This window comes from Brevundimonas diminuta (assembly GCF_022654015.1).
GTDB lineage: Bacteria > Pseudomonadota > Alphaproteobacteria > Caulobacterales > Caulobacteraceae > Brevundimonas > Brevundimonas diminuta_C.
In genome coordinates this window covers 1,348,751-1,362,648 of sequence record NZ_CP073063.1, presented here as the reverse complement: position 1 = coordinate 1,362,648, position 13,898 = coordinate 1,348,751, and the positions used below count along the sequence as shown (strand labels likewise).

Below are 13,898 nucleotides of genomic sequence, written 5' to 3'. Positions count from 1 at the left end.
CCCGCCGGCCCTCCTCCGCGTTCTCCGGACAGCATGACCGAAAAGCATAACTTCATCCGCGTTCGCGGCGCCCGCGAGCATAACCTCAAGGGCGTGGATCTCGACATTCCGCGTGAGCAGCTGGTGGTGATGACCGGCCTGTCGGGGTCGGGTAAATCCTCGCTGGCGTTCGACACCATCTATGCCGAGGGCCAGCGCCGCTATGTCGAGAGCCTGTCGGCCTACGCCCGCCAGTTTCTGGAGCTGATGGGCAAGCCGGACGTGGATCTGATCGAAGGCCTGTCCCCGGCCATCTCGATCGAACAAAAGACCACCTCCAAGAACCCGCGCTCGACAGTCGGCACGGTGACGGAAATCCACGACTATATGCGTCTGCTGTGGGCGCGGGTCGGCGTGCCCTATTCGCCGGCGACCGGCCTGCCCATCGAGAGCCAGACTGTCAGCCAGATGGTCGACAAGCTAGTCGCCCTGCCCGACGGCGAGCGCATCCTGCTGCTCGCTCCTGTCGTTCGCGGCCGCAAGGGCGAGTACAAAAAAGAGATCGCCGAGTGGCAGCGTCAGGGCTTCCAGCGCCTGAAGATCGACGGCCAGTTCTACCCGATCGACGAAGCGCCCACCCTGGACAAGAAGTTCAAGCACGACATCGACATCGTCGTGGACCGGATCGTCACCAAACCGGATCAGGAAGCGCGCTACGCCGACAGCTTGCAGACGGCGCTGGGTCTGGCCGACGGCATCGCCAACGCCGAATGGGCCTCGACTGCGGAAGGCGAGACAGCGCCGCGCTCCATCCTGTTTTCCGAACGCTTCGCCTGCCCAGTGTCGGGGTTCACGATCAGCGAGATCGAGCCGCGCCTGTTCTCGTTCAACAATCCCTTCGGCGCCTGCCCGGTCTGTGACGGCCTGGGGGTCAAACTGGCGTTCGACGCCGATCTGGTGATCCCGGACCGCGACAAGACCCTGCACAAGGGTGCCGTGGCGCCATGGGCGCGTGGGCCGTCGCCGCTCTACACCCAGACGTTGCAGTCACTGAGCCTTCACTACGGCTTCTCGATGGACAAGCCGTGGCGCGACCTGCCCGCCCAGGCGCACAAGGCCATCCTGCACGGCACGGGGTCCGAGAAGATCAAGTTCGTCTATGACGACAACGCTCGAAAGTACGAGGTCTCCAAGCCGTTCGAGGGGGTGCTGCCGAACCTGGAGCGCCGCTGGCGCGAGACCGACAGCGCCTGGGTGCGCGAGGAACTGGCCCGCTATCAGTCCGAGACGCCCTGCGACGCCTGCCACGGCAAGCGGCTAAAGCCCGAAGCCCTGGCGGTCAAGGTCAGCGGCGAGGACATCGCCGACATCTCCACCCTGTCGATCTCCAAGGCCTATCTGTGGTTCTCGACGCTGGAAGAGAATCTGACCGAAAAGCAGATGGAGATCGCCCGGCGCATCCTGAAGGAAATCTGCGACCGGCTGCGATTCCTGAACAACGTCGGCCTGGACTATCTGAACCTGTCCCGATCCTCCGGCACCCTGTCGGGCGGCGAAAGCCAGCGTATCCGCCTGGCGTCGCAGATCGGCTCGGGCCTGACCGGCGTCCTCTATGTGCTGGACGAGCCGTCCATAGGCCTGCACCAACGCGACAACACCCGCCTGCTTGAAAGCCTGAAGGGCCTGCGCGACCTCGGCAACTCGGTTCTCGTGGTCGAGCATGACGAAGAAGCCATCCTGACCGCAGACTACGTCATCGACATGGGCCCGGCCGCCGGTGTTCATGGCGGCCAGGTCTGCGCCGAGGGCACGCCGGCCCAGGTCATGGCCAACCCCAAGTCCCTGACCGGCAAATACCTGACCGGTGAGCGCGAGATCGAAATCCCCGCCGAGGGTCGCCGCCCCATCAACCGCAAGCGGATGCTTAAGATCAGCGGCGCCAGCGGCAACAATCTGAAGAGCGTCACGGGCGAAATCCCCGTCGGCGTCTTCACGTGCATCACCGGCGTCTCGGGCGGCGGCAAGTCCACCTTCACCATCGAGACCCTGTACAAGGCCGCTGCGCGTCGGCTGAACAATGCATCGGAAGCCCCAGCCCCGTTCGACCGGATCGAAGGCCTGGAGCATTTCGATAAGGTCATCGACATCGACCAGTCGCCCATCGGCCGCACCCCGCGCTCGAACCCCGCGACCTACACCGGCGCCTTCGGGCCTATCCGAGACTGGTACGCCGGCCTGCCGGAATCCAAAGCGCGCGGCTACGGCCCCGGCCGGTTCAGCTTCAACGTCAAGGGCGGGCGCTGCGAGGCCTGCCAGGGCGACGGCGTCATCAAGATCGAGATGCACTTCCTGCCCGACGTCTATGTAACCTGCGACGTTTGCAAGGGCAAACGCTACAACCGCGAGACGCTAGAGATCGTGTTCAAGGGCAAGTCCATTTCGGACGTGCTGGACATGACGGTCGAGGAGGCCGCCAGCTTCTTCAAGGCCGTGCCGCCCATCCGCGACAAGATGCTGACGCTGGAACGGGTCGGCCTGGGCTACGTCAAGGTCGGCCAGCCGGCGACCACCCTGTCGGGCGGCGAGGCCCAGCGCGTCAAACTGTCGAAGGAACTGTCGAAACGCGCCACCGGCCGCACACTCTACATCCTCGACGAGCCGACGACCGGCCTGCACTTCGAGGATACGCGCAAGTTGCTCGAGGTGCTGCAGGAACTGGTCGAGGCCGGAAACACTATTGTGGTGATCGAACACAATCTCGATGTCATCAAGGTTGCCGACTATCTGCTCGACTTCGGTCCCGAGGGCGGCGACGGCGGCGGCGAGATCGTCGCGGTCGGCACACCCGAGCAGGTCGCCGACAACATGGCCAGCTGGACCGGCAAATACCTCAAGGAGGTGCTGGATCGGCACGAGGACCGCCGCAAGGCGCGTGTGGCGGCTCTGGGCGGGTCAGTCGATGCTCCGGCCAAGAAGAAAAGGGTGAAGGCGTCGGCCTAATCGTTAGGAAAGGACGTCGGTCGATTGACCCCCTCGAAGTCCATTCCAGGCCGCTGCGAACGGGGCATACAGGACCGCGAGTTGCAGCGCGGCCAGGAAGGCGTTGACGATCGACGACACCAGGATCGCAGGCCAGGCCTGCATCAGGATCTGACCCAGTCCCTCGCCGTCAAACCGCGCCAGCGTCTGGATGCCGCCGGTGGCGAGGTCTGCGGCTGCGCCGATGATCATGCCCAAGATGCTGACGATCAGGGACATGATGATGGCGATTACGGCCATGCCCAGCAGCGACCAGAAATGACCTTTTGTGGCGGCGAACGATTCCACGATGGTGATCTTGCGGCGATCGATCGTCATGGGAACCGCAAGGCTGAACTTGATCGCCAACCAGACGATCAGGGCAAAGACGGCGAAGATCAGCAGCACGCCGGCCAAAATCAGCAGCGCCTGCCCCGACGCCGCGCCGAAACCGATGGTCGCGCCGACCACCATCATGCCGACGCCCGACGCCGAACCGACAGCCAGGCTGACGATCAGGCTGACCGCCAGAACACGGACCTCATCCATGCCAAAACGCAGATAGCCCCAAGACGACTCGTCCGGCCGCAGAACCGAGCGCGCCACCGCCGCGCTCAGCACCGCGCCGACCAGCAGGCCAATGGGCGCGGCCCAGATCAGGGCTCCGGCGTAAGTCTGACCCAAGGCCTGAAACTCCGCCATCGACGGGTTGGCCGACTGTTCCAGCGCTTCACCCGCCGCCATCAGGCTGGCCCACTTGTCGGCGCCCAGGCCGAACATGGCGACATAGACGGCCAGATAGACCAGGCCCCATGCGACCGCGACGATCGGATGCCGACGAACGACCCGGAAGCCTTCGAAGGCCGCGTCGGTGGCGGAAAAACTCATGACAACTCCGGGAGCAGATTCGCGGCGCACCCTAGCGCATCCGCAAGTCTACGTCCCGCACCGCCACCCACGCGGCAAAATGCACACGCTCGCCTCAGTTCGCCGAAGCGATCGTCCAGTCCGCGATCTGGGTGTTGATGTCGCGGGTCGCCGTGTCGAAAGCTGCAACGATGGCGGACACACGGTTGTCGCCGGCGGGCTGGGTTACGGTGAATATCCGCTCCACCGAGCGGCCTTCCTCGGGACGAATGGTGCCGCCGCCCGCGCGCCGTTCCGGGGTGGAGCGCAGCTGCGCCCGCGCGGTCACGACGACGTCCGGCACGGCCCCCGGCGCGGCGTAACGCGCCTCGAACGTCGTGACCGTGACTTGAAGGATCAGCGGCGGCGTTCCCGGTTCGCGACGACCCAGCACGCGAATGCGGTCGGCCCGATTGGCGAACGCCGCTTTCAGGCTGTCGTCAAACAGGGTCGAGGCAGGCGACACCCAGCGTGCGCCGCCGATATAGGCCGTCTCCAGACCCGTCACGCCCAGGATTTTGTCGTCGCCGGTCGCATCAGGGAACTCGATGCGGCGGATGGATACCGTCAGGGGCGCCGGCGTGTCGCCCACCGCCGACGGCGCGGCCATCGGCAGGCCGAACCGATAGTTCTGCACCGGGTCCGGTGAGGACAGCAGGGCGCATCCGCTCAGCGCGGTCAGGACAGCGGCGGACACCGCCAGTCGAAGGACAGGACGAAGGATCACGGCTGCACCTCCAGCTCTTTGGATTTGGGACGACCGATGAAGTCGCGCGGGCTGGCGCGGACGTCGTCGATCAGGGATTGCAGAGACCGGGTGGCGTCCTGCAGTTCTTCGATCGTGCCGGTCAGTTGCGGCAGGCTGGTCGTCGCAAAGTCACCCAGCGGACGCTCCAGACCCGTGATCGAACGGTTGGCCGAGGCGATCGCCGTGCGGGCCTCCGCCGTCGCCGAGTTGATGTTGGCGATGGCCTGGCGACCATCCGTATTGATGATCTGACGCGTGTCGACGGCCAGGGCCTGGTATTCCTTCACCGCCGCGTTGGCGTTGGTCACGGCCTCTTCCAGCTGCTGGAAGATGGCCTTGCGGGCTTCCAGTTCGGTCGTCAGGGCCTCGACGTTCTTCACGCTGGTGGAGAAGCTGCGGATATTGTCGTCGGACATGACGCGGTTGATCCGGTTCAGCGCATCCACGGTCTGGGCCAGCACCGTGCCCGAACCGCTCAAGAGTTCGGCGATCGGCGACGGCTGGCTTTGCAGCACGGGCACGACATTGTCCGGATACTGCTCTTTCAACAGGGCGCTGTTGGGCGAGCCGGCGGTGATCTGGATGTAGTTCAGGCCGGTGATGCCTTGCGGCTCCAACTGTGCGCGCGAGGTCACGCGCACCGGGGTCGTGCCGTCCACGCGGACACGGGCGATGACCTGATCGCCGCGCTTGGTGTCGATGTTCAGATCGGTGACCTCGCCGACGCGGATGCCGTTGAAATGCACCTCGCCGCCTTCGGACAGGCCGTTCACCGGCCCATAGAAGACGATGTCGTACATGTCGTAGTCGCTGTTGAACTGCAGCCGGGCCAGCCAGATGGTGAACACCGCCAGGGCCGCCAGAAGGGCGACGGTGGCGATGCCGACGGCGGCGTAATGTGCGTCTCTTTCCATGATCCGCTCTCCTCAGGCGGCAGACTTGGTGGCTGCGCGTCCGCGCGGCCCCAGGAAATATTCTTTGATCCACGGATGGTCGGAGCCTTCCAGCTCCTGCACCGTGGCCTTTTCCACGACCCGCTTGTCCGCCAGCACCGCCACCTTGTCACAGATGGCGTAGAGCGTATCGAGGTCGTGAGTGATCATGAAGACGGACAGACCGAGGTCGTCCGCCAGTTGCCGGATCAGATCGTCGAACGCGGCGGCGCCGATGGGATCCAGGCCCGCCGTCGGCTCGTCGAGAAACACCAGCTCGGGATCCAGCGCCAGCGCACGCGCCAGGCCGGCGCGCTTCTTCATGCCGCCTGACAGTTCGGCCGGCTTCAGATGGTGATGCTCGGGCTTCAGACCGACCATGGCGATCTTCAACTCGGCCAACTCATAGATGACCGATTTTGGCAGTTTGGTGTGTTCGACCAGGGGAGAAGCCACGTTCTCCAGCACGCTCAGCGAAGAGAACAGCGCCCCTTGCTGGAACAGGATGCCGGTGCGCTTTTCGATGTCGGCCGCCTCGGCCTTGGTCAGGTTCGCCCGGTCGTAGCCGAGCACCTTCACCGATCCGCCCTCCGGCTCCTTCAAGCCGATGATGGTGTTCAGCAGCACGGTCTTGCCCGCGCCCGATCCGCCGACGACGCCCAGGACTTCGCCGCGCACCAGGTCGAGGTCGAGGTTCTCGTGGATGGTGCGCTCGCCGAACTGACTCAGCAGGCCGCGCACCTCGATCAGGTTTTCTGGCGCCTCGGTCATATGTTCAGCTCCAAGAAGACCAGGGCGAACACGGCATCCAGGAAGATGATGGCGAAGATGGCCTGCACCACGGCGGCCGTCACGCGGCGGCCCAGGCTTTCGACATCGCCGGCGACGGCCATGCCCTGACGACAACCGATGGCGGCGATCACCAGGGCGAAGACCGGCGCCTTCACCAGACCAACCATCAGATGCTGGGCCATGGTGCCATCCTCGACCAGACGCTGGAAGAAGAAGGACGGGCCGAGATTCAACGAGCTCCAGCACACGACCAGACCCCCTATAAGACCGCCGATCATGCCCATAAAGGTCAGCAGCGGCAGCATGATCACCAGCGACGCGACACGAGGAATAACAAGGGCCTGGAATGGATTGACGCCCATGACCTGCATGGCGTCGACCTCCTGGTTCATCCGCATCGACCCGATCTCAGCCGCAAAGGCCGAGGCCGAACGTCCCGCAAGAAGGACCGAGGCGATGACCACGGCGAACTCGCGGAACATGGCGACACCGATCAGCTGAACCGCGAACACCTGGGCGCCGAAGTCGGTCAACAGGTCCACGCCGATGAAGGCGATCACGGCCCCGATGAAGAAGTTGGTGATCATGACGATCGGGATGGCGTCCAACCCGGCGCGCTCGGCCTGACTGACCCACGCCGGCCAGCGGATGCCCCCGGGGCGTTTGGCGGCTTCCACCACAGCAGCCATCAGCCGACCCAGGAAGGCCAGCGACAACATGGCCTCGCCGCCGAAATCGTACACGCCTCGCCCGATCTTGGCGAAGGTGCGAACGAAGGCGCTGGGGCGTTTCGGCGCCGGAGCGCTCTGCCGCTCCAGCAGTTCGATCATGTGATAGATGCGGCCCGCCTCGGGTCGATCCTTCCACTGGCTCTTCGACAGCCGACCGCTTGAGGCCTGCACCAGAGCCAGCGCGCCTGCGGTATCGAAGCGACCGAGATCGGAGGTGTCGATGCTGGCGATTTCGCGGCCTTCCAGATCGCGGCTCAGTTCCGTCGGCAGACGGCCCAGCGCCGTGGTTGTCCAGTCGCCGGTCAGGCGCAGACGGGCTTCGCCATCACGATCGACGATTTCATATGCGGCCTGGTTCATCGGGCCTCTGATGACCGGTCTGACATCGCGATTTTCCCCTGACCCTCTGAACAGACAGCCGAAATCCCTGCCGCGCTAATGGTCAAGCCGGCATTCGATGTCAACGCGCGATGACATTTGCGCGGATGTTTGTCGATCGACCGTGTCGAGATCGCCTCCCCCGATGAAACGTCCAACGGTCACGCTGGCGCTGATGCCAAACGCGGCCGAACGGGATTCGTTCTCGCGTCACCTCATACGACGTTGCACGGCCGCCAGATCCTCAATGAACAACCGTCTCGCCTCGGACTTCGCGGCTTCGTCCGGCAGACGCAACAAATAGGACGGGTGAACCGTCAGTACGGCGGTCGATCCATCGCTCAGGTCGATCGGCGCGCCACGTTCCTGCATCACGGCCGGCTTTCGACCCAGCAACGCCAGACCCGCCGTCGCGCCAAGGGCCAGCACGACTTGCGGCTTGATCAGCCTTCGCTCCGAGTCCAGCCACCAGCGGCAGGCCTGAACCTCGCCCGCGTTCGGCGTCTTGTGCAGGCGACGCTTGCCGCGCGGCTCGTGTTTGAAGTGCTTGACCGCGTTGGTGACATAAACGTCGGATCGATCAATGCCGGCCTCGGCCAGGGCGGCGTTCAGCACCTGCCCCGCCGGCCCGATGAAGGCGCGGCCTGCCAAATCCTCCTGATCGCCCGGCTGTTCGCCGACGATCATCAGACGCGCCGACTTCGGCCCCTCTCCGCACACGCCCTGCGTCGCGTCGCGGTAAAGCGGGCAACGGCGGCAGGCCTGAACGCCGCCGGCGACATCGTCGAGGTTTTCGGGCACGGCCTCGGCGTCGGGACGCGCCAAATGGAGGTCCGGCGCGACGGCGCGCGCGAAACGCGGATTGGGCTGAGGCGACGGCGCAGCGACCATGGTCTCGGTCCGAACCGACGAAGCCGCGACCAGTTCCGGGATCAAGGCGGCTTCCGGCAGGTTCTTCCAATAGGACTTGGCCATCTCGCCCTGCATCGTCTTCACCTTCAGCCGCGCGGGATTGAAGGTCGAGGCGTAATAGGTCTTCCAGAAATCCTCGATCTCGTCTTCGGCCGGCGCCATGTCGCGGGTGGCGGGCGGCCCGAACCGAAGGGCGTCGCCATCCCAGAACGCCGAACCATCCGGCGTCAGGATCGACCAGCGCATGGTCGTGAACCGCCGTTGGAAAAAGGGCGCGGTCCTTTCCAAAACCCGATGCGGCGGCTCGAACCACGCCACCCAGGCCTCGCCCAGATCGTCATGCACCTGGCGAAAGCGAACGAAGGCCTTCATCTTGTGCGAGGCGCGGCTGACGTTCTTGACCCGCTCCAGCGCGTCGGCGACGTCCCGGTCCGAAATGACCTTCATCAGGTCCGACTCATCCTTCAGTCGCCACAGCAGCCGATACATCAGATCGAAACGGTCAGCGGATCGATGCAGGATCAGGTTCTGAGCCAGGTCCACGAATTCTTTCGGGACGGTGAAAGCTCTGCGGTCATCCGGCATCGGCGACGCCTCTTCGGCAATCGGGTGATCGAACAGCCCGCCCTGTTCCACCGCCCCCGCCACGACGAACTGCGCCGCCGCGGGCTCCACACCCGCCAAGCGAAACGCGCGCGCCGCCTTCCGCCAGCCGTCGAAGACGGTCTCACCGTCCAGCGTCGCCACCGCCATCACAACAGGCTCAACTGCTCGGGCCTGCGGCTGGTCATGCGCGCCTTCAGGTCCGCCGCATCCGTCAGACCGCCTGGCGTCCAATCCAACGCCGTGATGAAGGGCCGAATCTTGGCCACCGATCGCGTCAGCCGTCCGACATCCTCTAGCCGCAGGGTCCGATAGCGGCGCACCGCGACGATCCGGTCCACCGCCTTCACGCCCAGCCCCGGCACACGCAGCAGCATCTCGCGCGGAGCACGGTTCACATCGACGGGAAACTGCTCGCGCTTGTTCAGCGCCCAGGCCAGTTTGGGGTCGACCGCCAGATCGAGCATGCCGTTCGATGCGCCCTCGCCGATCTCCGGCGCGGAGAAGCCATAGAACCGCATCAGCCAATCGGCCTGATACAGCCGATGCTCGCGCATCAGCGGCGGCTTGGACAGCGGCAGGATCGAACTCGAATCCGGGATCGGGCTGAATGCCGAATAATAGACTCGGCGCAGGCCGTAACCGCCGTAAAGCGAGGCGCTGCGATCCAGGATTTCCGTGTCCGGCGCGCCGTCGGCGCCGATGATCAGCTGGGTGCTCTGGCCGCCCGGCGCGAACTTCGGCGGTTTGATCTTTTCACGTTTGGCCGGCTTGGCCGCCTCTACGCCAAGACGCACCTGGCTCATCGCCTTCTTGATGACCCCGACGTCCTTTTGCGGCGCCAGTCGCGCCAGCGCCTCGTCGCGCGGAAGTTCGATATTGGCCGACAGGCGATCGGCATACAGCCCCGCCATCTCCACCAGCTTCGGATCCGCCTCCGGGATCAGCTTCAGATGAATATAGCCCCGGAAATCGTGGACTTCCCGCAGCGTCTTGGCCACCAGGACCAGCTGCTCCATCGTATAGTCGCCGGATCGAATGATGCCCGACGACAGAAACAGGCCCTCGATATAGTTGCGTTTGTAGAAGTTGAGCGTCAGGTCGACGACCTCATCGACATCGAACCGCGCGCGCTCCACATTCGACGAGACGCGATTGATGCAATAGGCGCAATCGTAGATGCAGAAGTTGGTCAGCAGGATCTTGAGCAGACTGATGCACCGACCGTCTGGTGTATAGGCGTGACAGATGCCCATCCCCTCGGTCGAGCCGATCCCCTTGCCGCCGACGGAGTTTCGTTTCGACGTTCCGGACGACGAACAGGAGGCGTCATACTTGGCGGCGTCAGCCAAGACAGAAAGTTTTCGACGCAGATCGAGACGAGCCATCGTTCTTGATACGTTCCATAACGATGTTTGGTCCAGCGTTACCGTTTTCTTTTTTTGAAACGATGACTTAACGCAGCAGATTGAGCAGCGACGTGCTTTTCAGCGAGTTGATGATCTGGGCAGAAGCCTCGATCGCCACCTGCGCCATCTGCAGGTCGGTAATCGCCCGTGCCGGATCATAACCGGACTTGTCCTGCATCATCTTCTGCAGGGCGGTCTTCTGGTTTTCTTGGGCGTCCAGCGCCGTCTCAACGTGGTTCTGGATCAGACCGTTCTTGGCCGTCTGGTTCGTCAGGCCCGCATTCGCCTTGTCCAGTTCGCCCATCTGCGCCTTCAAAAACGCGGTGACGTTGGCGTCGGGCTGTCCCGTCAGCGTGCCCGCGCCAGCCGGCGTATAAGTCACGCCGCCGACGGTCACCGCAGTGCCGTTCTGGAAGGCCTGAATGTTGCGGAACACCTCGGTCAGCGGCCCGCCGATCTCGCTGGCCAAAAACCCGGTCTCGACCGTGGTCTTCTCGTCGATGCGCGACTTCTGCTTCAGGGTGTCGTTGGCGAAGGTCGCGGCGGTGGACGGCGCCGCCGTCAAATCGGCCATGGTTGCAGCCGTGGCGGGAGCGATGTCGCTTTGGCCGCCCGCAAACAGATAGGAGCCCTGGTGTTCCGAATTCAGTCCACCCTGCACCGTCTGATAGTTCAGACCGAGTTCGACCATCAGATTGTCGATCCGCCCGGCCGCCAGGCTGTTTGCAATGGCCTCGCGCGCCGCATTACCGCCTTCGTAGATTCGGCTCATGGCAAGATCCTGGGCGCTCAGCCGCGCCTTCACGGCCTCGCCGGTGGAGATGAAGCCTTCCAGCCGCGCCTGTGTCGACGTCAGGCTGGTCAGTTGCTCGGCGCCTCGGCCATAGCCGGACATGTCGGTGGCGATCTTCTCGCTATCGATCCGCTCCTGCGCCTGCTGCGCGCGGCCCTGCGCGTTCATCAGGCTGAGCAAGGCCGACTGGTAGTTCCCGTGGGTCGCGACGCGCGTCATTGCAGGATTCCGATCAGTACGTCGTACATGTCCTTGCTCGCCTGGATCAGGCGCGCAGAGGCGTTATAGGCTTGCTGGAAGGTGGTCATGTTGACCAGTTCCTCGTCCATGTTCACGCCTTCGGCCGATGTCCGGCGGCTGTCCGCCTCCTTGGCCAGGGCGCTTGCCGTTTCGCTGCGGGTTCTGGCGGCCGAGGCCTTGCCGCCGATCTCACCTGCGAAGTCCGCCGCATAGGACGACAGGGTCTTGGTCCCGCCGGCGTTGCCGCCGGCTGCGGCGAAGGCGACGTTCTTCTTGCCCACATCCCCCAGCGCCAGGCCGCCGCGCCCATCGTTCTTGCTCAGCGCTGGCGTCCCCGCCGCGGCCGACAGGTTCAGTTGCGCCAGGGCCAGCTTGCCGGGGTCCTGCTGAATATCGCTGCGCACCGTATAGGCGCCCGCCCGCGTCGATCCCGTCGCGCCCAGGCCGAACAGTTGCGACATCGAAACGCCGGACGGATCCTGGGTCGTATTGTCCTTCACGACGTTCATCGACATCGCAGACGGGTCGTAGGTCTTAAAGGACAGCTTGCCCGCCGCATCCAGGCTGAAGGCGCCATAGCGGCCGACGCCGGTGATGGGATCGTTCAGCGCGCCCAGCATCTCGCCCATCGTGCCCGCCCCGGCGGGTACGGACACGGTGATGTCACGAAGACGCGCCCCGGACGGACCGGCAAAGCGCAAGGTCAGGCTCTCGCCCGGATCGAACCCGTGCTGTGACGTCAGGGTCAGGCCCGTCTCGTAGAATGTCGGCGTGGTCGTGGTCACCAGGTCGTTGAGGCCAAACCAGTGCGAAAATCCGCGCCCGCCCTTGGCGCTGGGCGAGGTCGCATCGTCGGCGATGGCCACGCCGTTTCCACCCGCCCCGTCCAGGCGCAGTTGGCCATCCGAGAAACTCGCCGTAGCCGCGCCGCCCAGTTGGGCGTTCAGCACGCTGAGGAAGGTGGTCGGATCGGCGGCGGCGCCATTGATTGTCATCGTGCCGCCGGAAAAGACGATCCGCGCCGACGCCTGCACCACGCCGGACGCATTGACTGCCGAGATGGTGGTGGTGCCGGTGAAGCCGCTCAAAGCGTTCTCCAGCGACTGCCCGGTGTTGCGCCCCGCCAGGGTTGTCGGCGCGGGAACGCTGCTGTTGGCGTTGTGGGCGCGGTTCAGCTCGTCCGCGAGCTTGGCCGTCAACTCACCCAGGCGCGCGGCGGCAGCAGGCGCATCGACATCGCGCATCTCGACCAGACCCCGGATCTGACCGGACGACACGCCGTCCAGCAGCGGCCAGCGCGTGCCGCTGGGTTCGGTGATCATGATGTCGGAGAAGGCCGTCATGGCGTCCACGGTGCCGGCCGCCTGGTACGACAGCGTCGCTGCCCCCTCGCCCACCAGGATGGTCCCTGCGTTGGTGCGCAGCGTCACGCCGCCGTTGGAGCGGGCCTCGACCTTCACATCCATATATTTGGACAGTTCGTTGATCAGGCCCAGCTGGGCGTTCTGGGCGCCGGTCACATCCTCGTTCGTCACCGTGCCGGCGGCGATGGTCTTGTTCAGCTTGGCGATCTGTTCCAGCAGCGGATTGACCGTTTCGATCGCGCTCAGCAACCGGCCGTCCGCCTCCTGACGCGCCGACTGGATCTGCGACGCGATGCCGGCGGCCTCATTGAAGATCGCCTGGGTCTTGTAGATCGTGTCCTGACGCCCGGCCGAGGACGTGGGGCTTTCGGCCAGGGTCGCATAGGTGGCGAACAGCTTGTCGACCTGAGCGAAGAAGTTGGTGTCGCTGCTGGGATCGCCGAACTGGTTCTGGATCTGGTCGTACAGTTCATAGCGCACGGTCTGGCGCGCGGCGTCCGACCCGGCGCTGAGGCTGGCGGCCTGCAGGAACCGGTCTGTCGCCAGCCGCACCCGCGTGACGTCTACACCCGAACCATAGCCATTGGTGACCGCAGCCGACTGATCGGCGACCTTGCGGATGTATCCGGGCGTATCGACGTTGGCGATATTGTCGGCGGTGACACGCAACTGCGACTGGGCGGTCTTCAGCCCCGACGTCGCAATGTTCATGATCGAGTTCAGCGACATTGACGCGTCTCCCCCGCCCTACCCGGCAACCGCTGCATCGCGACGCGCAGTTCTTGCCCAGCCACGCGCCACGCCCGCTCGCACAAAGCGTTGTTTTTACACAGGATCGTTGATCGGGCGGCCGTCATGATGGGAGAGACGCGCAAAGGTCGGGCCAATCGGATGCCGGCAACCCGCGGGTTGATGATCGGCACCGCGCGACGCCGGGCAAAAAGTGGCGAGAGCGCGGCAATAACGACCGCCGCCCTTCGGCGCCTCAGCCCTCAAGGCCAGGTTTCGCATTGTTTTTGCTGAATTATTTTCTTGGCCCGACCCTTGCGTCGAGGGTGGCGAACTCTTGGGCGCAGCAGGCGCCGTCGTCGCT

The 13,898-nt window shown here is 64.7% G+C and carries 10 protein-coding genes; 1 reads left to right on the top strand and 9 read right to left on the bottom strand.

Annotated elements, in window-relative coordinates; genetic code table 11:
• Window positions 1–33 precede the first annotated feature (33 nt).
• Window positions 34–2,979: an excinuclease ABC subunit UvrA gene (gene uvrA / locus KAK88_RS06675; protein ID WP_242078374.1), complete on the top strand. Its 2,946-nt coding sequence runs from the start codon at window positions 34–36 to the stop codon at window positions 2,977–2,979.
• A gap of 3 nt (window positions 2,980–2,982) precedes the next feature.
• Here uvrA and KAK88_RS06670 read toward each other — a convergent pair whose 3' ends face one another.
• From KAK88_RS06670 to flgK, 9 genes are all read right to left on the bottom strand, one after another.
• On the bottom strand, window positions 2,983–3,885 hold the full coding sequence (locus KAK88_RS06670; RefSeq protein WP_242078373.1) for a hypothetical protein: 903 nt from the start codon (window positions 3,883–3,885) through the stop codon (window positions 2,983–2,985).
• Window positions 3,886–3,979: 94 nt separating this feature from the next.
• Window positions 3,980–4,630 (bottom strand): ABC-type transport auxiliary lipoprotein family protein, encoded by a 651-nt coding sequence (locus KAK88_RS06665; RefSeq protein WP_242078372.1) that lies wholly within the window; start codon window positions 4,628–4,630, stop codon window positions 3,980–3,982.
• Window positions 4,627–5,565, bottom strand: coding sequence for an MlaD family protein (locus KAK88_RS06660; RefSeq protein WP_039246448.1), 939 nt, complete (start codon window positions 5,563–5,565; stop codon window positions 4,627–4,629). Before KAK88_RS06660 ends, KAK88_RS06665 begins: the two co-directional genes overlap by 4 nt.
• 12 nt (window positions 5,566–5,577) lie before the next feature.
• Window positions 5,578–6,354, bottom strand: a complete 777-nt coding sequence (locus KAK88_RS06655) for an ABC transporter ATP-binding protein (RefSeq protein WP_039246447.1) — start codon at window positions 6,352–6,354, stop codon at window positions 5,578–5,580.
• The gene (locus KAK88_RS06650; protein ID WP_039246445.1) at window positions 6,351–7,466 is read right to left on the bottom strand and encodes an MlaE family ABC transporter permease; all 1,116 of its coding nucleotides are present in this window, start codon (window positions 7,464–7,466) and stop codon (window positions 6,351–6,353) included. The genes KAK88_RS06655 and KAK88_RS06650 overlap by 4 nt, the downstream gene beginning before the upstream one ends.
• Before the next feature lie 228 nt (window positions 7,467–7,694).
• Window positions 7,695–9,149, bottom strand: coding sequence for a UdgX family uracil-DNA binding protein (locus tag KAK88_RS06645; protein WP_242078371.1), 1,455 nt, complete (start codon window positions 9,147–9,149; stop codon window positions 7,695–7,697).
• The gene (locus tag KAK88_RS06640) at window positions 9,149–10,387 is read right to left on the bottom strand and encodes a putative DNA modification/repair radical SAM protein (RefSeq protein ID WP_242078370.1); all 1,239 of its coding nucleotides are present in this window, start codon (window positions 10,385–10,387) and stop codon (window positions 9,149–9,151) included. Before KAK88_RS06640 ends, KAK88_RS06645 begins: the two co-directional genes overlap by 1 nt.
• Before the next feature lie 67 nt (window positions 10,388–10,454).
• Window positions 10,455–11,420 carry a flagellin gene (locus KAK88_RS06635; RefSeq protein WP_066623110.1) on the bottom strand — a complete coding sequence of 322 codons (966 nt, stop codon included), beginning with the start codon at window positions 11,418–11,420 and terminating at the stop codon, window positions 10,455–10,457.
• The gene (gene flgK / locus KAK88_RS06630) at window positions 11,417–13,516 is read right to left on the bottom strand and encodes a flagellar hook-associated protein FlgK (RefSeq protein WP_242078369.1); all 2,100 of its coding nucleotides are present in this window, start codon (window positions 13,514–13,516) and stop codon (window positions 11,417–11,419) included. The genes KAK88_RS06635 and flgK overlap by 4 nt, the downstream gene beginning before the upstream one ends.
• Window positions 13,517–13,898 lie beyond the last annotated feature (382 nt).

What these genes read in the sequence shown, in the direction of transcription:
- uvrA (WP_242078374.1), top strand. Translation starts at nt 34, where the DNA reads ATGACCGAAAAGCATAACTTCATCCGCGTTCGCGGCGCCCGCGAGCAT.
- KAK88_RS06635 (WP_066623110.1), bottom strand. Translation starts at nt 11,420, where the DNA reads ATGACGCGCGTCGCGACCCACGGGAACTACCAGTCGGCCTTGCTCAGC.
- KAK88_RS06660 (WP_039246448.1), bottom strand. Translation starts at nt 5,565, where the DNA reads ATGGAAAGAGACGCACATTACGCCGCCGTCGGCATCGCCACCGTCGCC.
- KAK88_RS06645 (WP_242078371.1), bottom strand. Translation starts at nt 9,149, where the DNA reads ATGGCGGTGGCGACGCTGGACGGTGAGACCGTCTTCGACGGCTGGCGG.
- KAK88_RS06670 (WP_242078373.1), bottom strand. Translation starts at nt 3,885, where the DNA reads ATGAGTTTTTCCGCCACCGACGCGGCCTTCGAAGGCTTCCGGGTCGTT.
- KAK88_RS06640 (WP_242078370.1), bottom strand. Translation starts at nt 10,387, where the DNA reads ATGGCTCGTCTCGATCTGCGTCGAAAACTTTCTGTCTTGGCTGACGCC.
- flgK (WP_242078369.1), bottom strand. Translation starts at nt 13,516, where the DNA reads ATGAACATTGCGACGTCGGGGCTGAAGACCGCCCAGTCGCAGTTGCGT.
- KAK88_RS06650 (WP_039246445.1), bottom strand. Translation starts at nt 7,466, where the DNA reads ATGAACCAGGCCGCATATGAAATCGTCGATCGTGATGGCGAAGCCCGT.
- KAK88_RS06655 (WP_039246447.1), bottom strand. Translation starts at nt 6,354, where the DNA reads ATGACCGAGGCGCCAGAAAACCTGATCGAGGTGCGCGGCCTGCTGAGT.